Raw genomic sequence first — 22,417 nt, forward strand, 5'->3', positions numbered from 1 at the left:
GCAATAGATTTCAGGCAAAAAAAAAGCCTGGTTCAGAACCAGGCTTTTTTCTGAGCGATCAATCACTTAAGCAAACGGATGGCGCAGTACAATAGTCTCAACCCTATCAGGCCCCGTGGAGACGATATCGATAGGCGCGCCGGTTAAGGCCTCAAGGCGCGCGATGTAATTGCGCGCATTTTGCGGCAACTGCTCGAGCGTGGTGGCACCCACGGTGGACTCAGTCCAACCCGGCATCACTTCATACTCTGGCACTACCAGCGCCCAACCCTCGGCATCGCAGGGCACACCCATTTTCTCGCCGGCGGCATTTTTGTAGCCAACGCAAATTTTCACTTCTTTCAAACCATCCAACACATCCAACTTGGTCAAGCACATACCCGACATAGAGTTGATGCGAATGGCATGGCGCACGGCAACGGCATCAAACCAGCCGGTGCGACGCTTGCGCCCAGTGGTGGCACCAAACTCGTGACCTTTAACACCTAAGTACTCGCCCACATCACAAGATAGCTCAGTGGGGAAAGGGCCAGAACCCACGCGTGTGGTGTAAGCCTTGGTGATACCCAGCACATAATCCAGATACAAGGGGCCAAAACCCGAGCCGGTAGCGGTGCCGCCGGCGGTGGTGTTAGACGAGGTCACGAAGGGGTAGGTGCCGTGATCGATATCGAGCAGCGAGCCCTGAGCACCTTCGAATAAAATGCCTTCGCCGTTTTCGCGGGCACTGTGCAAAATATCAATAACATCGGCCACCATGGGCTTCAACTGTACCGCCCACTCCTTGGCCAAGGCCAACACCTCGTCGACATCGACGGCGGGCACCTTGTAGTACTGGGTCAGGGTGAAGTTGTGTAATTCCATTACTTCGCGCAGCTTTGTCTCAAACCGCTCGGGCGCGAACAAGTCGCCTAAACGCAGGCTTCGGCGCGCCACCTTGTCTTCGTAAGCCGGGCCAATGCCGCGACCAGTGGTGCCAATTTTGGCATCGCCTTTGGCTATTTCGCGGGCCTGATCTAGGGCCACGTGATAGGGCAGAATCAGCGGGCAGGCGGGCGACAAACGCAGGCGCTCGCGCACCGGCACGCCGCTATCTTCCAGACCTTTCATTTCTTTCATTAAAGCTTCAGGCGATAGCACCACGCCATTGCCGATCAGGCAGGAGACGCCCTCGCGCAAGATGCCCGACGGGATCAAATGCAAGACGGTTTTCTTGCCGTTGATAACCAGCGTGTGACCGGCATTGTGGCCGCCTTGAAAACGCGCGACGATAGAAACCTGATCGGTCAGCAGATCGACGATCTTGCCCTTTCCCTCGTCACCCCATTGAGTGCCTAATACAACGACGTTTTTGCCCATGACTCGAATAACCTTTTACTTGCTGATCGGTTTAACTAGGTATTGACCGTTGTCGAGCACGAGCTCGCGGTCACAATTTAATTCTTCACGTACTAGCGAGCTTTCACTGAGCGTACAGACCACGCGCTCGCCCTGCTGGCGCAACTGTTGAACGGCCTGCCAACCCAAGGTATCAGACACCTCTGGCGCCAAAATACCTGGCTCTAACAAGCCCACCGTTGAACCGAGCGTGTTTAATGCGCCTAAATCGACGGCAAAACCGGTGGCCGGGCGGGCGCGACCAAATACTTCGCCGATATGATCGTAGCGGCCGCCATTGGCGATGGCCTGGCCATAGCCCGGCGCAAAAGCCGCAAACACGAGACCGGTATGGTAGTGGTAGCCACGTAATTCACTGATGTCAAAATACAAGTTGGCGGCTGGGTAGCGCTCGGCAATCACCGCCGCTATCTGCTGCAGCTCATCGATCGCCTGTAACGCGTCGGGCACATACTCAGACAATAATTTGCGCGCCTGCTCCAGCACCTCGACACCACCGCACAGCGCCGGCAGTGCCCGGATCAACTTGGCAATATTGGGCTGGGCAATTTGTTCGGCCACCCACGCATCGATGTCGCTCACCGCTTTTTGCTGCAGCAAGGTAAACAGCGCCATTTCTTGCTGATCATCTAATTGCGTTGCAGCGGCCAAGGCACGGTAGATACCCACGTGGCCCAAATCGATGTTGAGCTGCTTAACACCGGCGGTTTGCAGCGACTCTAGCAGCAGTGACACCACTTCAATATCGGCGCTCAAACTCGCCTCGCCAAAGAGCTCGACCCCAGCCTGAATCGGCGTGCGCGTAGCCAGTGGGCTTTTCGGCCGGGTGTGAACCACGTGACCGGCATAGCACAGGCGGTTGACGCCTTCGCGCTTAAAAGAATGGGCATCCATGCGCGCAGTTTGTGGCGTGATATCTGCGCGCAGCCCCATGGAGCGACCCGATAATTGGTCGGTCACCTTAAAGGTTAGCAAGTCGAGATCTTGACCCAGGCCGGTCAATAGCGAATCGGTAAACTCGAGTACGGGCGGTATGACCAAGTCATAGCCCCAACGGTGGTAGAGGTTGAGCATATCGCGGCGCAATTGCTCAATATCTTCCGCCTGCGCTGGCAGTATTTCGGCAATGCCATCAGGCAGCAACCATCGATCAGCATAGGTCATGTAATGCAGGGCCTTTTTGATGTCTTAACTGGATCACTTAATGATGTACAAGAGCCCAGCACCTATAACCATGCTGGCAAACCCCATCGTGCGTAGTTGGCGATCGTTCACCGTGGCCATGGTTACCACCAAGCCGCGCCAGCGACCTGGGTTTAGGAATGGAATAATGCCTTCTATCACGAGCATCAAACAAAAGGCCTTACCTAACTCTTCCCACATAACTCACCACGTGACTTTTAACACGAGTCTGCGCCACATATCGCCAATCAAACGCCGTTTTACGCCATAAAAGGCAAGTTTTGGCCGTTTTTAACACAAAAAAACCGGGCGCAAGGCCCGGTGATTTTATCTGGCTTGTGTGGCAGATCACCGAAAGGGGCGCATTCTACCACCCTTTGTGGGTGAATGTTGAACAAAAAACCCCGGTAAAGGTGGTTAATACCTACATTTACTGGGGTTAATCAGACTACTTCTTGCCCTGTGCATCCTTCAGGTAGCGGAAGAACTCACTGTCTGGGTCCACCAGCATAATGTCGTCTTTGTTTTGGAAAGCTTTTTTGTAGGCATTCAAGCTGCGCACAAAGGTGTAAAACTCAGGATCTTTGTTATAGGCAGCCGCGTAAGTAGCCGCCGCTATGGCGTCTCCCTCACCGCGAATACGCTCGGCATCGCGATAGGCCTCGGCCTCAACTACCACCTTTTGGCGATCGGCATCGGCGCTAATAAATTCCGCCTGCTCTTTACCTTTTGACCGGTGTTCGCGCGCTTCGCGCTCGCGCTCGGAGGTCATACGGCTATATACGGAACCACTCACTTCAGGCGGCAACTCAATCTGCTTGACCCGCACATCGATCAACTGAATACCGAGCGAACTGCGGCTAAAGTCATCTAAGTTTTGGGTTAACTTTTCCATCAACTCGTCGCGCTCGCCACTGACCACATCAAGTAATGAACGGCGAGCAAACTGGTTGCGCAGGCCTTCGTTGATACGCTGCGCCATCAATCGATCGGCCGTCATTTCATCGCCGCCGGTGGCAGTGTAAAACTTATCCACGTCTTGGATTTTCCACTTGGCGAAATAATCGACAATCATGCCTTTCTTTTCCACCGTCATGAAATTTTGCGGCGCTGTATCCAGGGTCAAGACGCGGCCATCAAATTTGCGCACCTCGTTGATCATAGGCCATTTAAAGTGCAAGCCGGGCTTTAAATCGGCCTGTACCATTTTACCGAACTCGAGCAGCACAGCGCGCTCGGTTTCTTTAACCACATAAACCGAATTTGATACAACTAACAGCGTTAAAGCAGCTACAGCCAACGCTAACATTGATTTACCGTTCATTAGCGAACCTCCCTGCGGGTACTGGCGGCTTCACGACGCAATTGTTCCATTACCTGGTTGCTCACTTCGCGAATCACATCAGGCGAAATATCGCTGCGATCTATGCTCGCAGAGCGCTGCTTAGTGATTTGATCCAAGGGTAAGTACAGCATGTTATTGCCGCCCTCAACATCCACCATGATTTTTGAACTGCTGGTCATGACCGACTCAATCGCATCTAGGTAGAGACGATCGCGGGTTACCTTTGGGGCTTTTTTGTATTCCACCAATAGCTGCTCGAAACGCGACGCCTCACCGGTAGATTCCGCCACAACGCGGGCTTTATACGCATTGGCTTCCTCAAGGATGCGCTGCGCTTTACCGCGTGCTTCCGGCACTATGCCGTTTAAGTAGGCTTGGGCTTCGTTCTTGTAGCGCTCTTCATCTTCACGGGCTTTGTTCACATCGTTAAAGGCCGCTTTCACTTCTTTCGGCGGCAGCGCATCTTCCATGTTGACCGTTTCCACGTGAATACCGGTGCCATAAGAGTTCAAATACTCTTGCAAGCGGGTCATCACATCGGCGGCAATTTTGGTACGCCCTTCGGTCAAGACTTCGTGCATAACCGTGCTGCCAATAACGTGACGCAAGGCTGAGTCAGTGGCTTCTTTCAAGCTGTTCTCGGGGTTCTTCACATTAATCACGAAATCTTTTGCGCTAAGAATGGAAAATTGAACCGAGAGATTGACGTCAACAATATTTAAATCTTCCGTCAGCATGGTCGACTTTGAACTGTGTAAACGCACCTTAGTAACGTTCACTTTGGTGACGCTATCAACCAGCGGTGGGTTCCAGCGCAAACCCGAACCTTTTTCTTCATGGAACAAGCCGAAACGCAGCACCACCGATTTCTCTTGCTCGTCTACCTGGTAGAAACCGGCAATACCGTACAGAATACCTGCTGCAACAAGAATCAAACCAAAGAAGCCAGCAGTAAAACTGCTACTGCCACCCGATCCGCCATTGCCGCCAAACATACCACCGAGACGCTCCTGAAACTTTTTAATCATTTCATCCATATCTGGTGGGCCATCGTTCTTGCCGCCTTTGCGACCGCCCCAAGGGTCTTGATTGTTTCCGCCGGGCTCATTCCAAGCCATGTTAGTCTCCATCAGAAGTAATAAATTTGTCTGCTAGCCAAGGCCTGCAGTGTACCAATGTTTTGCCTTCAACGCCGGTTTAACATCGGTGTGATTGTGTCGGCTACACCTTACATAAATGTGCGTTAACCAGCCTCTAACTGCGGGTGACCTAAGTTATGCCAAGGCGAGTCGGCCAGGGCAATATTTTCCGCGCTAAGCAGGCGCATTAAATCAACCCGGCCAATGCGCACATCCAGCTCGTAAGAGCCGTCGTCAGCACTGGCTTCGGCGAGCACCGCATTGTGCTGGTACAGTTTGGCGCGCAACCTCGCCCACTTAATCGGCAAGATTACCCGTTGATGCACTATCTCCTCGCCCAAGCGCTCGGCCATGGCCTGCAACAATAAGTCAATACCAGCGCCCGTTTGCGCCGAAAGCCACACCGCCAGCGGCATGCCTTGATCGTCGCGATCGATACGTGGCTCAAACTGATCGAGCAAATCAATTTTGTTAAACACCCGCAACTGTGGCAACTCGTGCGCGTCAATTTCCTCTAGCACCACCTCAACCTCATCGATATTGCGCTGGCGCTCTTCACTGGGCGCATCGATCACGTGCAGCAATAAGGTTGAGTTAGCCGCCTCTTCCAAGGTCGACTTAAACGCTTCTACGAGTTTGTGCGGTAGATGGCTCACAAAGCCCACGGTATCGGCCAAAATCGCCGTGCCCACATCGCGCAAGTCGATGCGGCGCATGGTGGGGTCAAGGGTTGCGAACAACTGATCCTTCACGTACACACCGGCATCGGTAATTCGATTAAATAAGGTCGATTTACCGGCGTTGGTATAGCCCACCAAGGATACCGTTGGAATATCGGCGCGAGTGCGCGAGCGACGCGCCTGATCGCGCTGCCGGCGCACGGCGGCCAAACGGGACTCAATAAAGGCAATGCGACCGCGCAACAAGCGTCTATCGGTTTCCAGCTGGGTTTCACCCGGGCCGCGCAAGCCGATACCGCCTTTCTGGCGCTCCAAGTGAGTCCAGCCGCGAATTAAGCGTGTCGACATATGGCGCAACTGCGCCAACTCGACCTGCAACTTACCTTCGTGGGTGCGTGCACGCTGGGCAAAAATATCCAGAATCAGACCGGTGCGATCGAGCACACGGCATTTCAGCACGGCTTCGAGATTGCGCTCTTGGCTTGGCGAAAGGGTGTGGTTAAAAATCACCAACTCGGCTTCATGCAAGGTTACAAGGTCTTGTAACTCCTCCAATTTGCCGCTGCCCATGAACGTGCGAGCATCGGGCGACGCGCGTTTTCCGGTGAGAAAGGCCACGGGATCGCCGCCGGCGGAAAGCACCAGCTCTTCGAATTCACGTGGATCGTTGGTTTCTAATTTGAGATTGAAATCCAGGTGAACTAGCACCGCTAGTTCACCGGAATCGGGACGTTCAAAGAACAAGACTACCCCTAAGGCTTAACAGCCTAAACTTAATCCTCAGCGACTTCGTCTTCCGCTTCGCCATCCGCTGGGTTCAGCATCGGCACGCGAACTGCACGCGAGGGCACTACGGTGGAGATGGCATGCTTATATACCATCTGACTTACGGTGTTTTTCAACAACACAACAAACTGATCAAAAGACTCAACCTGGCCTTGCAACTTAATTCCATTTACTAAATAAATAGATACGGGAATACGTTCTTTACGCAAAACATTCAAATAAGGGTCTTGTAAGCTATGCCCTTTTGACATGTTTATTCTCCTTAATAATCAACAATAAAAGTTGCGAATACCCTGTTCACAAGAATTGTGACAGGCGCAACAGCAAGCAAGATAACTGACTGGTGGCCCCAAAAAGGCACACTACTGCCCATTATATGGTTGCAACCCCTAGGCAGTTCAAGGCCTCGTTCACAATTTCTTGATGAAAAAGGGCTTTTCCGGCCGAATCGTCAGTATAGACCCATTTAAGATTTGGCCAGTTTCGCAACCAGGTCAGCTGGCGCTTGGCTAATTGACGGCTCGCAGCAACACCTTTTTCCACCATCGTGGGGTAATCGTACTGCCCTTCAAGATGCTCCCACACTTGGCGGTAGCCCACGGCGCGTATAGCCGGTAAATCTTTATGGAGGTCTTTGCGCGTCATTAGACCGCGCACTTCGTCGATAAATCCCGCCGCCAGCATTTTCTCAAACCGCAATGCGATGCGCTCATGCAACACCCTGCGCTGGTGTGGGCCTACGGCCAATTGAGTCACATTAAAACGCTCGACGAAAGGCGCGCCTTGGCTGGCCTGTTGCTCGGCGCGCAGCTGGCTCATGGTTTTGCCGCAACTGCGGTACACCTCGAGTGCGCGGGAAATACGTTGCGAGTGATTCGGGTGCAATTCGGCTGCGGTCGCAGGGTCGATGGCAGCCAGCTCCGCGTGCATCGCAGGCCAGCCTTTTTCGGCCGCTTCCTGCTCCACCTGCGCGCGCAGCGCCGGCTCGGAGCTGGGCATATCCGCCAGACCATCGAGCAGGGCTTTGAAATACAGCATAGTGCCTCCCACCAACAGGGGAACTCGCCCCTGTGCGTGGCTCGCGCCAATGGCGCGCTCGGCATCTTTGACAAATTGCCCGGCATTGTAGGGTTCGGCCGGGTCGCAAATATCGATGAGTTGATGGGGTGCTTGCGCTTGTTCTTGCGCCGAGGGTTTGGCCGAGCCGATATCTAAGCCTTTATAAACCAGCGCCGAGTCAACGCTGATCAAATCCAAGGGTAAATATTGGCGCAGCGCGATCGCCAAATCGGTTTTACCCGAGGCAGTCGGGCCCATTAAAAAGATGACCTGCTTGGGCTGGGTCATTACTGACCCCGCAAAAATAGCTTGTCGAGCGCGTCCATGCTCTGCAGAAACCACGTGGGCCGGCCGTGGTTGCACTGGCCACTGCGCTCAGTGGCCTCCATATCGCGCAGCAAACCGTTCATTTCGGGGATGGTTAATTTGCGGTTGGCGCGCACCGAGCCATGACAGGCCATGGTCGCGAGCAGCTCGTTAATGTGATGGCGAATACGATCGCTACTGCCGTGCTCGCTCAAATCCGACAACACGTCGCGCACCAGCTGTTCGACTTTCGCCTGCCCGAGAATTACCGGTATTTGGCGAATCAGCAAGGTTTCCGGCCCAGCTCGCTCTAAGCCAAAACCGAGCGAGGAAAAGATCTCTGCGTGCTGCTCGGCCAAATCGGCTTCTTTTTCGCTCACGGGAATACTCTCCGGCACCAGCAACGGTTGGGCGACCAAACCCTCACCCTCAAACGCCGCTTTCATGCGCTCGTAGGTAATGCGCTCGTGCGCAGCGTGGGCATCCACCACAATCAAGCCCTGGGCATTTTCAGCCAGAATGTAGACGCCTTTTAAATGGGCCACGGCAAAGCCGAGCGGCGGCATTTCTGCTGGGCTATCGCTGAGCGAGTGCAGGCTTTGTGCGGGCTGGTGCAACGCGCCGTACTGCTGCATCTGTTGAGCAACTTGACCAGGCTGCGGGTGGCTTGGTTGGTATTGACTGGGCTGGGTTTGCGAGAGCTGGCCATAGCCGTGATTTGACGACGGCCCGACGCCAGCAAACTCGGCGCGCTGCGGCACTGCCAAACCTAAACTCGACTGCGGGCCGAACTCGCCGCTGGTTAGGCCGCCAGCAGGCACTGCGATGGCTTCATTTTTTTCCAGCTGGTCTTGTGGCCGCACATCGGCCAAGGCGTGGTGCAGGGTGCGAAATAAAAAGTCGTGCACTAAACGGGAATCGCGAAACCGCACTTCGTGCTTAGTGGGGTGCACGTTAACATCCACCGTGGCCGGGTCTAGCTCTAAATACAACACATAGGCCGGATGCCGGCCGTGGAATAAAACATCTTGGTAGGCTTGGCGCACCGCATGGGTCACCAGCTTGTCTTTAATGGCGCGTCCATTGACATAAAAATGCTGAAGGTCTGCCTGCGAGCGCGAAAAAGCTGGCAAGGCTACCCAGCCCCACAACTTTAAACCGGCGCGCTCCACCTCTACATAGAGTGCATTTTCCATAAACGCGGAACCGCAAATCTGGCCAACGCGGCGCTCTTGTTCGATGCGCGTATTGGCCGCGCGCCAGCTGTGCACGGGGCGATTGTTGTGGGTCAAACTAAATGCCACATCGAAGTGAGACAAGGCCAAGCGCTTGACCACATCCTCTAAACGGCCGAATTCAGTTTTTTCTGTGCGCAAAAATTTCCGCCGCGCTGGGGTATTAAAAAATAAGTCGCGCACTTCCACCGTGGTGCCGCGCGGGTGCGGCGCCGGCATCAGTTCGGTCTCCATGTCCCGACCTTCAGAGCGCGCGCTCCAGCCGGCCGAGGGCAGCTCAGTTTGATTAGAACTGATTAACAAACGCGATACCGAACTGATGGACGCCAAGGCTTCGCCGCGAAAACCCAAGGTAGCAACGGCTTCCAAGTCGTCTAACTCATAAATTTTACTGGTGGCATGGCGGCTAAGCGCCAGTGGTAAGTCGTCTTTATCGATACCGACGCCATTGTCGCGCACGCGCATCAACTTAACGCCACCTTCATCGGCCTCAATTTCTAAACGCGAACTGCCAGCGTCAATGCTATTTTCCAGCAGTTCTTTAATAACCGATGCAGGCCTTTCAACCACCTCACCGGCGGCAATTTGGTTGGCGAGACGGGGCGATAATAATTTTATAACGGAAGACATTAGGATGCGGGTATCTGTAAAGTTTGACCAATTTTGATGGAGGAGCCATTGATATTATTGGCTTTGCGAATATCGGCCACCGAGACATTGTGCCGGCGGGCAATCGCGGAAAGGGTATCGCCGCGGGCGATTACATACTCGCGCGCCGGCGTGCCTTTGCCACCGCGCTTTTGCCAGGCTATGTAAGTATCTGACGGCGCTACGTCGTAAAAATAATCGGTGATACCGTTAAAAATCGCGCGCGCCATTTTTTCACGGTAGCTTGGGTTAGCGAGGTTTTTCGCCTCTTGCGGATTGGAAATGAAACCCGTCTCCACCAAAATCGATGGCACATCGGGTGATTTCAACACCAAAAAGCCGGCCTGTTCCACGTGATTTTTATGCATGTGGGCAACTTTTTTCATCGAGTTCGCCACCCGCTCTCCCACGGTTAAACTGTGGCTTAAGGTGGAGGTCATGGAGAGATCGACCAACACCGAGGCGAGCATTTCATCGCGACCATTGAGAATAGTGCCCTCGCCGCCGAACAAATCCGCTTCGTTTTCGCGCTGCGCTAAAAACCGTGCCATTTCACTGGTGGCGCCGCGCTCCGACAACGCAAACACCGAGGCACCGCGGGCATTTTTGTTGGTGAAGGCATCGGCGTGAATCGACACAAATAAATCCGCGCGCTCGTTGCGCGCCAGATCCCGGCGTTTTTCTAGCGGAATGTAGTAATCGCCTTTGCGCGTCATCACCGCGCGATAACCGGGCTCTTTATCCACCAGTTTTTGCAGCTCGCGGCTGATCGCCAATACCACATCTTTTTCCCGCAGCCGGCTTGGCCCGAGTGCGCCTGGGTCTTCACCACCGTGACCGGCATCGATGGCGATAACGATATCGCGCTGCGCGGTGGGGATTTTTGCCTCGATGGTTTTTTCGATTTTAATTTCGCTATCGAACAGGTCGATCACCAAGCGATCGGCTTTGTCGCCAAACTTTTTCAGCACCAAGCTGCGCGGACGCACGGAAGCAGACAAATCTAAAACAATGCGCAAATCATCTTGGTTGCGCGGCGCCGTGCGCACCGAGCGAATCGGCGTATCGGTCAAGGGCAATTCCGCCAAACTGGATTTTAATTTTACCGAACTGATATCCACCACTAAACGGTCTGGATTGGAGAGGGTGAAAATACTGTGCTCCACCGGCCCGCTTAAATCGAAAACAATGCGGGTGTGATCGGGCGCACGCCACAGCCGGGCGCTATCAATCGTCGCGGCCACGGCCCAAGGTGCACTCAAGCTAACAATACATAACACTAAAATTGCCAGCGGTCGCATCATGGCGGCCCCTACTCCTGTATTGCTGATGAAGCGTGCGGTGCGGCTAGCGCCCCAGTCACGCATTATTTTTCGCGGCCAAGGCCTGAACGGCTATCTGACCCAGAGCGCTCTTTGCCTCAAGTGCCAAACTGCGCCCGATACCTTTTTCTTCATCCTGTAATACCGCCACTGTAACGCGCAAATCCGGTTCAGGCAAAACACCGGCACCTTTGTTTGGCCACTCGACAATGCACAGCGCCGCTTGATCAAAATAATCGCGAATGCCCATATACTCGAGTTCTTCCGGGTCACCTAGGCGATACAAATCAAAATGGTAAACCCGACGCTCGGCAAAGCTGTATGGCTCCACCAGTGTATAGGTGGGACTCTTAACCGAAGCTGAATGACCGAATGCCTGCAAGATACCTCGGGTTAAGGTGGTTTTGCCGGCACCCAACTGCCCCTCTAAAAACACCACGCCACGCGGCAAGTGCGCGCCAATAAGCGCGCCCAGAGTCACCATTTCCGCTTCGCCAAAAGCAGACAACACCACTGTCGCCATGTTCTTACAATCCGTTCAGGAGCCAACGCACGGCCGGCAATAAATCAGTCGCTAATAAACCGCGCTGACCATCCGCTTCAGCCATCTGGTCACCCGCCATGGCATGCACCTGTGCGCCAAGCATGGCGGCTTGGGGCGCCGATAAGCCTTGAGCCAACAAGGCGCCGATGATGCCGGCCAACAAATCGCCCATGCCAGCACTGGCCATACCCGGGTTGCCAGCATCTACCAAGTACAACCGTGGGCCCTCCGAATCTGAAAATGCCACCAAGGAACCGGCGCCCTTTAATACCACCACGGCATCGGTTTTCGCCACTAGTGCCAACGCGGCGGCGGCGCGATCGGCCTGCACTTGGGCACTAGACAGGCCTAAGAGACGAGCCGCTTCGCCGGGATGCGGGGTGATCACACTGTTGTTCGGCAAACCATAAGAAGCCTGCTTAGCCAATAAGTTCAAGCCGTCAGCATCGATACACGTGGGTTGTGCACAAGCCAACACTTGCGCCAAGAGTTGCTCGCCCCATGCCCCCTGACCCAAACCCGGGCCCACCACAAAGGCCGTGGCCTGCCGACATTTTTCCTGCGCCTCAATACCGGCATCCACACCTAGCGCCATCAACTCGGGCTGGCGACTCAGCGCCAGCTGAGCGGTTAGTGGCCGGCTAATTAAACTCACCATACCGGCACTGGCGCGCAGGCCCGCTTGCGCGGCAATCAATGCCGCACCGGCCATGCCCTCGTCGCCGCCGACCACGGCCAAATGGCCGAAACTGTGCTTGTGGGTATCCAAGCCGCGCGCCGGCAGCGCCGCGATCAAGCTTTCGTAATCTAAACGCCGCGCTTTGGTGGCCAACTGGCAATCGCTCAGATCGCCCTGCAAATCGGAAAAACACACCGCACCGGCACAGGCGCGACCGGCGCCGGTAAACAAACCAAACTTAAGCCCAACAAAGGTCGCCGTGACATTGGCGCTCACCGCTTGGCCCATAACAGCGCCGGTATCGGCGCAAATACCCGAAGGTAAATCCAGCGCCAACACCTGCGCCGGCTGGGCGTTAATCCACGCGATAGCAGTAGCCATCTGGCCGCGCACCTCGGCGTTCAAGCCTGTGCCTAACAGCCCATCGACGATCACATCGGCCGCGAGCTGCTCTTGCTCGTCAAAGGCCGACATAGTCACCCCTTCTTGCTGCGCGAACTGAAACGCTTGGGCCGCCGCACCGGTCAATGTTGCCGGATCTGACAGCCAGCGCAGGGTGACCTCAAAATTTTTCGCCTGCGCCAAGGCCGCCACTATATAGCCATCGCCACCGTTATTGCCGCCACCGCACAACACCACTAAGCGCTTGGCCTCGGGCCACTGACGCAGCAACTGCTCAAAGGCAAAACGACCGGCGCGCTTCATCAGCACGGTGGCGGGAATGCCCTGCTCTTGAATCAGGTATTGATCTAACTGGCGTACGGATTGAGCGCTATAGAGTGCGCTGGGCAGAGTGGAATGGACCTTCGCTGACATTGAGTTATCTCGATGAGGGTAAAATCTGTCAGAATTATACGGAAAAGCCCCTCACAGCGACACGGACAATGCCCCAAGCCACTGAAAATGCATCACTTATTTTGCTCGCCGAACGGATAAAAGCCCACGGCCGCACACTGGGCTTCCAGCAAGTGGGAATTACCGACATCCGATTGCACGCCGAAGAGACCCGATTATCGGCCTGGCTAGACAAGGGCTACCATGGCGACATGGCTTGGATGGCCGATCACGGCAAGATGCGCACCCGCCCCGATGAACTTTTGCCCGGCAGCCTGCGTGTGATCAGTGCGCGCATGGACTACCTGCCCGGCGACACCAAACTCATCGCCGCGCTAAAAGATGGCGAAACCGCCTATATCTCCCGCTACGCCTTGGGCAGGGATTACCATAAACTCATCCGCAAACGCCTGAGCCAACTGGCGCAATTTATCGAAATCGAAGCCGAAAAACTGGGCCTGCCGCTACCTGAGGGCTTTCAACACCGCGCCTTTGTCGATAGCGCCCCCGTGTCGGAAAAGCCCTTAGCCGCAAAAGCCGGCCTGGGCTGGCAGGGCAAACACACCCTAGTGCTAAACAGCGAGGCCGGCAGTTGGTTTTTCCTCGGCGAAGTACTCACCTGCTTTGCCCTGCCTATCGATAAAAGCGAACAAATCGATCGCTGCGGCGACTGCACCGCCTGCTTAAAAGTCTGCCCGACTGATGCCTTTCCGCGCCCCTATGAACTCGACGCCAGACGCTGCATTTCCTATTTAACCATCGAAAACAAAGGCCCTATTCCCGAAGAATTTCGCGAGCCCATGGGCAACCGCGTGTTCGGCTGCGACGACTGCCAAGCCATCTGCCCGTGGAATAAATACGCCAAGGCCACAGAGGAGTTAGATTTCTTACCGAGGCACCAGCTCGACAACACCAAGCTGGTAGAATTGTTTCAATGGACCGAACAAGAGTTCCTAGACCGCAGCGCCGGCTCGCCGTTGAGAAGAGTTGGCTTTGAACGCTGGCAGAGAAACCTAGCGGTGGGCTTGGGCAATGCACCATCGAGCGATGAAATTATCAACGTTTTGCAGCTAGCGCTGCGCGACGCTACACCGATGGTGGCCGAGCATATTGAGTGGGCGCTGGAGCAGCAAGGGCGGCCGAATAGACGGCGGAAGAGGAAGATAAAGCAGTGAGACTGGGGATTTCCTCCGAAGGTTTTGTGGGGTTTTTACTGTTGCGGAGCTTGGGATAAATAATGTTAGTTAAGTGGAATGTTTAGCTTGTTCATTTTCTTTTAATGAAAAAAGAAAATGAACAAGGCAACTGCAAAGTCCAACCTACACAGTATCAACCCATCAACCCAACAAATATCAAAACTTAATAAACTCCTTCCGATAATGCTGCAACTCGGCAATAGAATCGCGAATATCATCCATGGCCAAATGACTCGAAGATTTCTTCACCCCGGCTAACACCTCTGGCGCCCAGCGCCGGGCTAATTCCTTCACCGTGCTGACATCTAAATTGCGGTAGTGAAAGAAGCGCTCAAGCGCCGGCATACCGCGCACGAGGAAGCGGCGGTCTTGGCAGATGGAGTTGCCGCACATGGGCGACTTGCCCTTGGGCACCCATTGCTCAAGGAAGGCAATAGTCGCGGCTTCTGCCCCTTGGGCTGAGGTTTGGCTGTCTTTTACCCGCTGCGTGAGGCCCGAGCCACCGTGCTGACGGGTATTCCACTCGTCCATACCGGCCAGTGCGGCATCGCTTTGGTGCACGGCGAACACAGGGCCTTCGGCTAAGACATTGAGCTGCGCATCGGTCACGATGGTGGCAATTTCGATGATGACATCGGTATCCGGGTCTAAACCGGTCATTTCTAGGTCGATCCAGACTAAATTATCGTCGGCTATGGGGCTCATGGGCTTTCACTCGTATTTTTTTGAGGGCGCACGTTTTACAATGCAGTCCATAGTTTAGCAAGCCTTATCCCCTATGAGCCAAAAACCATGATCTATCGCCTATGAGCAAACGCAAGCTCAACCGCCGCCAAACGTGGCGGATCGAGAAAATCCAACAGGAACGCAGCGACCGCGCTAACAAGCGCGACGCGAAAGCCGATCAGCAATTACAAGACGATAGCTTGGGGCCGGAGGAATTTGGCTTGGTGGTGGCACACTATGGCAAGCGCATTGAGGTGGAATCTTTAAACCAGGCCGACGATGCCGGTAGCACTGAGGGCGAGGTGATAAGCTGCCATTTTCGCGCTAACCTAGGTTCACTCGTCACCGGCGACAAGGTGGTGTGGCGGCGCGGTAAAGATGCCGGCGTGATAGTGGCCGTGCAACCGCGTCACTCGCAGTTACAAAGGCCAGACCCCTACGGCGACCTGAAAACCATCGCCGCCAATATCGACCGCATCATTATTGTTGCCGCGCCCTACCCAGAACCCCACGCCAATTTAATCGATCGCTATTTAGTGGCAACCGAGGCGCTGGGGCTAACCCCGCTCATTTTATTCAATAAATCAGACCGCATTGATGCCAGCAACCAAGCCAAGCTAGATTGGTTGACCGAGCGCTACGCGAGCCTTGGCTATGACGTGTTGAAAGTCTCGACCAAAACTCGGGAAAACATCGAGCAATTAACCGCGTATCTCGGTAATTACACCAGCGTCTTCGTTGGCCAATCGGGCGTGGGTAAATCCTCGTTGATTAATAGCTTGCTACCGGGCTATGAAATCAAAGTCGGCGAGCTGTCTGAAGCCACACAAAAGGGCACCCACACCACCACCACGGCGCACCTTTATCACTTCCCTTCCGGCGGCCATTTAATCGACTCGCCCGGCATACGGGAGTTCGGCCTATGGCATATGGAGCCGGCCGACGTGCTCGATGGTTTCATCGAGTTTCGACCCTTATTAGGTTACTGCAAGTTTCGCGACTGTAAACACGACCGCGAACCCGGCTGCGCACTACACAAAGCACTGGAAGCCGGCGAAATCAGCCAATCGCGCTTCGACAGCTGCAACATGATTCTCAATAGCCTAGACCACCCGCACGGTTAAACCTACGCTGAGTTTGCCGGAAAGCACGGGCAGACTCAGCTATTCTTCAACCATGACAAATGCCATCGCCATTACCCCTATTCAACTGCAAGCCCCGCGCGGTGCCGACCATTGGCGCAAGCTATTTAATCTCGCCGACTTAACGCTACTGCCCGGGAGTTTTGAACGGGTTGATCTGGCCTTGAAACACCCGAGCAGCAGCGCCGACCGAGTGGCCAGCGCCATGAAAGACGACCCAGCACTGTGCCTGCACTTCTTCCTGCGCGCCAATCGACTGGTGCAGCGCTCGGGTAACGAAGTGCACTCGCTGCCCCACATGATTAGCCTATTGGGCTTTACCACTGTGGCTCAAATTCTCAAAAGCCTGCCGGTGGCAGAGCGGCCGCTACCGTTTTACTGGCAGCAACTACAGGTCAGCCTATTGCGGCGCAACCTATTGATGCGCTTACCACTACACAACTTAGGCATAGATCCAACGCAGTTAGAATTCTCGGTGCTATTCAGCGACTGCGAGCAATGGTTGCGCTGGCATTTCGCAACGAGAGAGCAGCTGCATTACCAGGGCTTAGCGCGCAACCCCAAGATTGGCCCCATTAAAGCGCAACAACTGGTTTTTGGCACGGACGTAGGCGCCCAACTGCGCCTAAATTTACAGCACCAAAGCCTACCCAATGACCTGAAAGAAACTTTGCAGCAAAACCCAAAAAGCCTGAAGCAAATTCTCAAATCACTGCTAAAGGGCATTCAAGGAAAAGCTTTTAGCGCGCCATTACACAAGCGCCAAAGCCTCATTTTTTTGCTCGATAGATTGGTGGCTAACTTTTGCAGCTCGCCAATCCACAGCAGCACCAAGCGCTATCAACAATTGGTCGCACAATTGCTGCAAATTGCTGAAGCCAGCGTGGCCCAAAACCTACATCAAGTTGCCGGAGAGTTGGCGCCCTTGCACGCCAGCCTTATCGATACCCACCCTGCCCGGCGCCTGCTGTGTGCTTGGCCCAAGGGGCTAGATGAGCCAATATACGCGCTGCCGAGCCCACAACACGCTACCGCAAAAAAAGTGCCCCAAAAGCCAGTAGCAGTAGCAGATACCAGCACGCCTAATTTGCGCGACACTAACGCTGCAATAAGCCGCTCCCAACCAAACTACGAAACTCAAAACGCGAGCGCAAATCGACTGCTCGATAATCGCTTTTTAAATGCGAACTTGGTGCGGCAAGGTTTGCTAGCGCTGACAAAGGGGGAGCCTAGCCTCAACTCTCTTAATACCATTTTTCAAACCCTCAGCGATGCGCTTCAACAGGGTATGGGCATGAGCTTCGGTGCGATATTGGTGCCAATCACAGATGGCACTTGGCAGCCAAAATGTCAGTTTGACGAAGGGGATCTTCCCCCTATGGAGCAACTGCCAACGACACACCTATTCAGCAAAATGAGCGCCAAGCCGGCTGCCATTTTAATCGACAAAGATAACCGCGCCGCCATTCTCGAGCAGCTGCCGAGCCAGCTTAAAGTCAAGCTCGACGAAAGAGAATTATTGTTAGCCTCATTATTTTTAAACACCAAGCTCGTGGCCATTTTGCTGGCGGGTGAAGTGGATTTGGCGCCACCGAGAGTGCGAACCTGTAAGCGCCTAGCACAAGCTACCCAACTAGCCATTGCCCGACTTGCCTTACAAGTACAACGGCAAAGCGCGATCAAGCGCTGACCCGAGTACAACATTGATTTACAATAGCCGTTTTTCCGACGCGGAATCCCTATGCTGCCCCTAATCATTGAGCCGGCCCAACTTGCACAAGAATTGAGCAACCCCAAACTCTTGCTCATTGATTTATGCAATGAGCAAACCTACCACGCAGGCCACATTCCTAATGCGCATAGTGTTTTACCCCAAGAGATAATGGCAGGCACGCCACCCGCCGTGGGAAAGCAACCCGATGAAGCGCGCCTAACGGCACTTTTTTCCCGCTTGGGTTTAACCGCCGAGCATCACGTGGTGGTGTACGACGACGAGGGTGGCGGCTGGGCCGGGCGTATGATTTGGCTTCTCGACGTCATCGGCCATCAAAAGTATTCCTATCTGAACGGCGGCTTACTGGCCTGGAAAGCCGAAAACCGTGACTTGACCGACGCAATGCCACAGCCACAACCGGTGCCGTATAAGCTGTACGTTAACCATCAGTTCACAGTCGACATTGAAGATATTCTGCCCCAGCTCGGCAACAAGGATTTCGTCGTCTGGGACGCACGCAGCCCTGCGGAATACCGCGGCGAAAAAGTGTTCGCACAAAAAGCGGGCCACATTCCCGGTGCGATAAATTGCGAGTGGACACAATTAATGGACCAGCAGCGCCAATTGCGCATTCGCGACGACGCCAAAACCCTGTTGGCAAACTTAGGCATCGACAGAAGTAAAACCATCATAACCCACTGCCAAACCCATCATCGCTCGGGATTTACCTACTTAGTCGGTAAAACTTTGGGCTTTAGTATTCGCGCCTACTCTGGCTCTTGGAGTGAATGGGGTAATCACCCAGACACCCCCGTTGACGTTTAGAATTTTTAACCTCGGATAAACCCATGAACCCGAAATTTTTTGCAAACTTACAGTATGTCATTCCACAACACGCGCTCTCGCGCGCCGCTGGCTGGCTGGCTGACACCTCCATCAGCTGGATTAAAGACCCCTTCACTCGCTGGTTTGTCGAGCGCTATCAAGTGGATATGTCTGAAGCCTTAGAGGAAAACCCCTGCCGCTATGCCAGCTTCAACGATTTTTTCACACGCGCACTCAAGCCCGGCGCGAGACCGATTGATACCGATACACTGTCCATTGTTAGCCCCGCCGATGGCGCCATTTCACAACTGGGCGACATTGAGCTCGGCCGAGTATTCCAAGCCAAGGGGCAAGATTACAGCCTGACCGAATTGCTCGGCGGCGACCCAGAGGCTGCGGCGCCATTTATGGGCGGTAAGTTTGCCACCGTGTATTTATCGCCAAAGGACTACCATCGCGTGCACATGCCCCTTGCCGGCAAGCTTACCCAAATGGTGCATGTGCCCGGCGATCTTTTTTCCGTTAACGAAGCAACGGCTGATAATGTGCCACGCTTATTCGCGCGCAATGAACGCCTGGTCTGCTTTTTCGAGACAGACGCAGGCCCTATGGCATTGGTGTTAGTGGGCGCTATGATTGTCGCTTCAATCGAGACAGTCTGGGCCGGCCAAATCACGCCCTATCGCCGCGAAGTAAAGCGCACTAACTACGACACCATGCCCGATGTGCAATTGCAGAAGGGCGAGGAGATGGGGCGCTTCAAGTTAGGCTCTACCGCCATTGTGGTGTTTGGCCCAGATGTTATGACGTGGGACCAAAGCTACCGCGCAGGTACAGCCACTGTAATGGGACAAAAGCTTGGTGAGATGTTGGAGAGGTAGGCTACAAGCTACAAGCTACAAGCTACAGGCTACAGGCTACAGGCTACAGGCTACAGGCTACAGTGAGTATAAAAACAATTGCTACTTCGGCGACGCCTAACGCCATTAAAATACACAGACTTGTCATAAAAAAAGGCTCCTATTCCGGAGCCTTTTTTTATTTAGTCCCGACCAAATATGCCGGACAACCAACCTTTCTTTACCGGTTTAAATAAATATTCGTCGCGGATTTGGGCAATATCCACATCGTAGCTACCAGGCTCTAAATCCTGAGCAATCTCTATTTTTTCAATCTCGGACAAGCGCTTTTTACCTGAGTCGATCAAGGCCTGCTTTTGCCGATCGTCTTCCGCTAAATCCAGCAACATTGGCTTGCGCATTTGGTGTTTGCAAGAATCCAGCACCAGCATAACTTTGGGTTTCAAGCGGCGCTCGAAGTTTTGCTCCACCACAACGCCCACTTCGCCGGTCGATAACTCAACCAATGTGCCGGTGGGGTAAAGCCCGATGGCGCGAATAAACTCAACCACCAGTTCTTCTTGAAATTGCACGTCGCGCAATTCGTACAACTTGGCCACCGCCTTTGATGGCGCCAAGGGGTAGGCTTCACCACGAGGGTTGGTGGTGTCGTCATAGAAGGTTACGATACCGGCAATTTTACCGAGCAGGGGAATCTTATCGCCGCGCAAGTGCTGCGGAAAACCGCTGCCATTTAAGCGTTCGCAGTGGGTTTTCACCACGGCAATAACACGCGGCTCGATACCCGGCATTTGCCGAAGGATATCGCAGCCGTGCAACACAAATTTCTCGTATTCCAACTCATCGGCCGGCGAACGCACTTTTTGTGCAATCAAGCCGGCATCGATATTGACCTTGCCCACATCTTTTAGAAGGATACCCAGCGCCAAAGTATCGAGGTCAGTTTTACCAAGGCCAATATGGCGGCCAAATAAAATGCCCCAAACAGACGACCGCATGGCGTGGGTGTAGGTGTGCTCATCCACTTCGCGCACCCGCGCCAGCCAAGTAAACGCATCCGGATTTCTAACCACCGAATCCACCATCTGCGACGCCGCGCGCTTGGTGTCTTTAACGGGAATATCACCGCCCTTTTCCAGTTGACTCAGCACCTGCTCCATCGCGTGGTACACCTGCTGGTGCAGCTCTTTGGCGACGGCCACTTCTTTGTTGAGGGCCGACTTTTGCTGGTAAACATTGCGCTTAATTTTAAGCGGTGCCACTGGAATGTTGGCCGATGTATTTTTTGCAACGCGTTGACCAGCACCCGCCTGAGAGGCTGAGCCAGTGGTTTTACCCAGGGTTTTCAAACGAGCCGCAACCGGGCCCTTACCTTTGGCAACATCGATATAAACGTGCTTGCAATGGGCCTTGAGCTGCTTAATTTCATCCAGCTCGCGAATGTAGAAACCCTGCAAGGGGAAAGGCGTTTGCGACCATGGCCTATCCAGACCTGACACAAACATGCCAAGGGTTAGCTCATTAACATCGACTTTTAACTGTTTGATCGCCAAGGCAACTTCCTCGTTGCTGAATCTTATCCTATGCGCCAGTGGGCAAACTGGGCTGGGTAAACTTAACATCAAACATAGGTTTAGCACCTAAGCGCTTGAGTTAATAGATGATTTTAGCGTCTTTCTTAGCCGTTTGGCGAGTTTGACGTAAGACCAGCGTCACACATCGCAAGGATTACTGATGGTAGGCGGCCGAAAGCTGATGAACGGCATCGATAAACGCCCCCGCATTGGCGGGATCTACCTCGGGCGTTATTCCGTGGCCAAGGTTGAAAACATGGCCATTGCCCTTGCCGAAGGACGCCAATATCTGGCCAACCTCCGCCTCAATACGAGCGGAGTTGGCATAAAGCATGGTTGGGTCCATATTGCCCTGCAGTGCCACTCTATCGCCGACACGCGCCTTGGCGATACCTATATCGGTGGTCCAATCTAGCCCTAAGGCATCGGCACCAGTGTTGGCCAAAAGCTCGAGCCACTGGCCGCCGCCCTTAGTAAACAGGATAACCGGTACTTTGCGACCTTCGCGTTCGCGAATTAGGCCGGCAACGATGCGCTGCATATAGGCCAGCGAGAACTCTTGATAGGCGGCATGAGATAGAGCGCCACCCCAAGTATCAAAAATTTGCACCGCCTGAGCGCCGGCTTCAATTTGGGCGTTTAGATAGACAACTACCGAATCCGCCAGCACCGTCAGCAGCTGGTGCATTAATTCAGGCTGATCGAAGGCCATGGTCTTGGCGCGCCTGAAATCTTTACTCGAGCCACCCTCAACCATGTAGGTCGCCAAAGTCCAAGGGCTGCCAGAAAAGCCAATTAAAGGCACGCGGCCATTGAGCTCGCGACGGATAGTTTTAACAGCGTTTACCACATAAGGCAGATCTTGATGGGGGTTGACCACCTTGAGCGCCTGAATATCGGCTTCTGTGCGCACAGGCTTTTTAAAGCGCGGGCCTTCACCGGTTTCAAAATATAGACCCAAGCCCATGGCATCGGGAATGGTGAGAATATCCGAAAATAAAATCGCAGCGTCCAAGGGGTAGCGCTCCAAGGGCTGCAAGGTAACCTCACAAGCCATATCGGGGTTGGTACACAAGCCCATAAAATCACCAGCCTTAGCACGCGAAGCGCGGTACTCAGGCAAATAACGCCCAGCTTGGCGCATCATCCACACGGGGGTTACATCAACAGGCTGGCGCAGCAGCGCGCGCAGGAAACGGTCGTTTTTAAGTTCTGTCATGGGC

General features: G+C 54.1%; 20 protein-coding genes. 5 read left to right on the forward strand and 15 right to left on the reverse strand.

What is annotated here, in order from left to right:
- Positions 1–66: 66 nt before the first annotated feature.
- The 12 genes from QWY82_RS00480 to QWY82_RS00535 form a co-directional block, all read right to left on the reverse strand.
- Positions 67–1,359, reverse strand: a complete 1,293-nt coding sequence (locus QWY82_RS00480) for an adenylosuccinate synthase (protein ID WP_290259143.1) — start codon at positions 1,357–1,359, stop codon at positions 67–69.
- A gap of 15 nt (positions 1,360–1,374) precedes the next feature.
- The gene (locus QWY82_RS00485) at positions 1,375–2,562 is read right to left on the reverse strand and encodes an ATP phosphoribosyltransferase regulatory subunit (protein ID WP_290259144.1); all 1,188 of its coding nucleotides are present in this window, start codon (positions 2,560–2,562) and stop codon (positions 1,375–1,377) included.
- A gap of 33 nt (positions 2,563–2,595) precedes the next feature.
- The gene (locus QWY82_RS00490; protein WP_290259145.1) at positions 2,596–2,781 is read right to left on the reverse strand and encodes a DUF2065 domain-containing protein; all 186 of its coding nucleotides are present in this window, start codon (positions 2,779–2,781) and stop codon (positions 2,596–2,598) included.
- 247 nt (positions 2,782–3,028) lie between these two features.
- A complete protein-coding gene (gene hflC, locus QWY82_RS00495; protein WP_290259146.1) occupies positions 3,029–3,904 on the reverse strand; it encodes a protease modulator HflC in 876 nt (291 codons plus the stop codon).
- Positions 3,904–5,043 (reverse strand): FtsH protease activity modulator HflK, encoded by a 1,140-nt coding sequence (gene hflK / locus QWY82_RS00500; protein WP_290259147.1) that lies wholly within the window; start codon positions 5,041–5,043, stop codon positions 3,904–3,906. Before hflK ends, hflC begins: the two co-directional genes overlap by 1 nt.
- Positions 5,044–5,168: 125 nt before the next feature.
- On the reverse strand, positions 5,169–6,488 hold the full coding sequence (gene hflX, locus QWY82_RS00505; protein ID WP_290259148.1) for a ribosome rescue GTPase HflX: 1,320 nt from the start codon (positions 6,486–6,488) through the stop codon (positions 5,169–5,171).
- A 29-nt stretch (positions 6,489–6,517) separates the two neighbouring features.
- The gene (hfq, locus tag QWY82_RS00510; RefSeq protein WP_290259149.1) at positions 6,518–6,781 is read right to left on the reverse strand and encodes an RNA chaperone Hfq; all 264 of its coding nucleotides are present in this window, start codon (positions 6,779–6,781) and stop codon (positions 6,518–6,520) included.
- Between the two features lie 121 nt (positions 6,782–6,902).
- Positions 6,903–7,877 carry a tRNA (adenosine(37)-N6)-dimethylallyltransferase MiaA gene (gene miaA, locus QWY82_RS00515; RefSeq protein ID WP_290259150.1) on the reverse strand — a complete coding sequence of 325 codons (975 nt, stop codon included), beginning with the start codon at positions 7,875–7,877 and terminating at the stop codon, positions 6,903–6,905.
- Positions 7,877–9,760 (reverse strand): DNA mismatch repair endonuclease MutL, encoded by a 1,884-nt coding sequence (mutL, locus tag QWY82_RS00520; protein WP_290259151.1) that lies wholly within the window; start codon positions 9,758–9,760, stop codon positions 7,877–7,879. Before mutL ends, miaA begins: the two co-directional genes overlap by 1 nt.
- Positions 9,760–11,082 carry an N-acetylmuramoyl-L-alanine amidase gene (locus QWY82_RS00525; RefSeq protein WP_380736135.1) on the reverse strand — a complete coding sequence of 441 codons (1,323 nt, stop codon included), beginning with the start codon at positions 11,080–11,082 and terminating at the stop codon, positions 9,760–9,762. The genes mutL and QWY82_RS00525 overlap by 1 nt, the downstream gene beginning before the upstream one ends.
- Before the next feature lie 55 nt (positions 11,083–11,137).
- Entirely contained in the window at positions 11,138–11,623 is a 486-nt protein-coding gene (tsaE, locus tag QWY82_RS00530; protein ID WP_380736134.1) for a tRNA (adenosine(37)-N6)-threonylcarbamoyltransferase complex ATPase subunit type 1 TsaE, read from the reverse strand.
- A gap of 4 nt (positions 11,624–11,627) precedes the next feature.
- A complete protein-coding gene (locus QWY82_RS00535; protein ID WP_290259152.1) occupies positions 11,628–13,139 on the reverse strand; it encodes an NAD(P)H-hydrate dehydratase in 1,512 nt (503 codons plus the stop codon).
- A 68-nt stretch (positions 13,140–13,207) separates the two neighbouring features.
- Between QWY82_RS00535 and queG the strand changes: the two genes are divergently transcribed.
- A complete protein-coding gene (gene queG / locus QWY82_RS00540) occupies positions 13,208–14,332 on the forward strand; it encodes a tRNA epoxyqueuosine(34) reductase QueG (protein ID WP_290259153.1) in 1,125 nt (374 codons plus the stop codon).
- Positions 14,333–14,509: 177 nt separating this feature from the next.
- Here queG and orn read toward each other — a convergent pair whose 3' ends face one another.
- The gene (orn, locus tag QWY82_RS00545; protein WP_290259154.1) at positions 14,510–15,058 is read right to left on the reverse strand and encodes an oligoribonuclease; all 549 of its coding nucleotides are present in this window, start codon (positions 15,056–15,058) and stop codon (positions 14,510–14,512) included.
- Positions 15,059–15,159: 101 nt separating this feature from the next.
- On the opposite strand from orn, the gene rsgA reads away from it, so the two are divergent.
- The 4 genes from rsgA to asd are packed head-to-tail and all read left to right on the forward strand — an operon-like array spanning position 15,160 to position 19,641.
- Positions 15,160–16,203 (forward strand): small ribosomal subunit biogenesis GTPase RsgA, encoded by a 1,044-nt coding sequence (rsgA, locus tag QWY82_RS00550; RefSeq protein WP_290259155.1) that lies wholly within the window; start codon positions 15,160–15,162, stop codon positions 16,201–16,203.
- Positions 16,204–16,255: 52 nt separating this feature from the next.
- Positions 16,256–17,911: a hypothetical protein gene (locus QWY82_RS00555; protein WP_290259156.1), complete on the forward strand. Its 1,656-nt coding sequence runs from the start codon at positions 16,256–16,258 to the stop codon at positions 17,909–17,911.
- Positions 17,912–17,962: 51 nt separating this feature from the next.
- Entirely contained in the window at positions 17,963–18,760 is a 798-nt protein-coding gene (locus QWY82_RS00560) for a sulfurtransferase (RefSeq protein ID WP_290259157.1), read from the forward strand.
- Positions 18,761–18,783: 23 nt separating this feature from the next.
- Complete coding sequence (gene asd / locus QWY82_RS00565; RefSeq protein WP_290259158.1) at positions 18,784–19,641, forward strand: archaetidylserine decarboxylase; 858 nt, start codon at positions 18,784–18,786, stop codon at positions 19,639–19,641.
- Positions 19,642–19,802: 161 nt separating this feature from the next.
- On the opposite strand, the gene QWY82_RS00570 is transcribed toward asd, so the two are convergent.
- Together QWY82_RS00570 and hemE are read right to left on the reverse strand one after the other, a co-directional pair.
- Positions 19,803–21,173 (reverse strand): cyclic di-GMP phosphodiesterase, encoded by a 1,371-nt coding sequence (locus tag QWY82_RS00570; protein WP_290259159.1) that lies wholly within the window; start codon positions 21,171–21,173, stop codon positions 19,803–19,805.
- Positions 21,174–21,348: 175 nt separating this feature from the next.
- Positions 21,349–22,413: a uroporphyrinogen decarboxylase gene (gene hemE / locus QWY82_RS00575; RefSeq protein WP_290259160.1), complete on the reverse strand. Its 1,065-nt coding sequence runs from the start codon at positions 22,411–22,413 to the stop codon at positions 21,349–21,351.
- Positions 22,414–22,417: the final 4 nt, after the last annotated feature.

The sequence above is a fragment of the Simiduia curdlanivorans genome (genome assembly GCF_030409605.1).
Taxonomy (GTDB): domain Bacteria; phylum Pseudomonadota; class Gammaproteobacteria; order Pseudomonadales; family Cellvibrionaceae; genus Simiduia; species Simiduia curdlanivorans.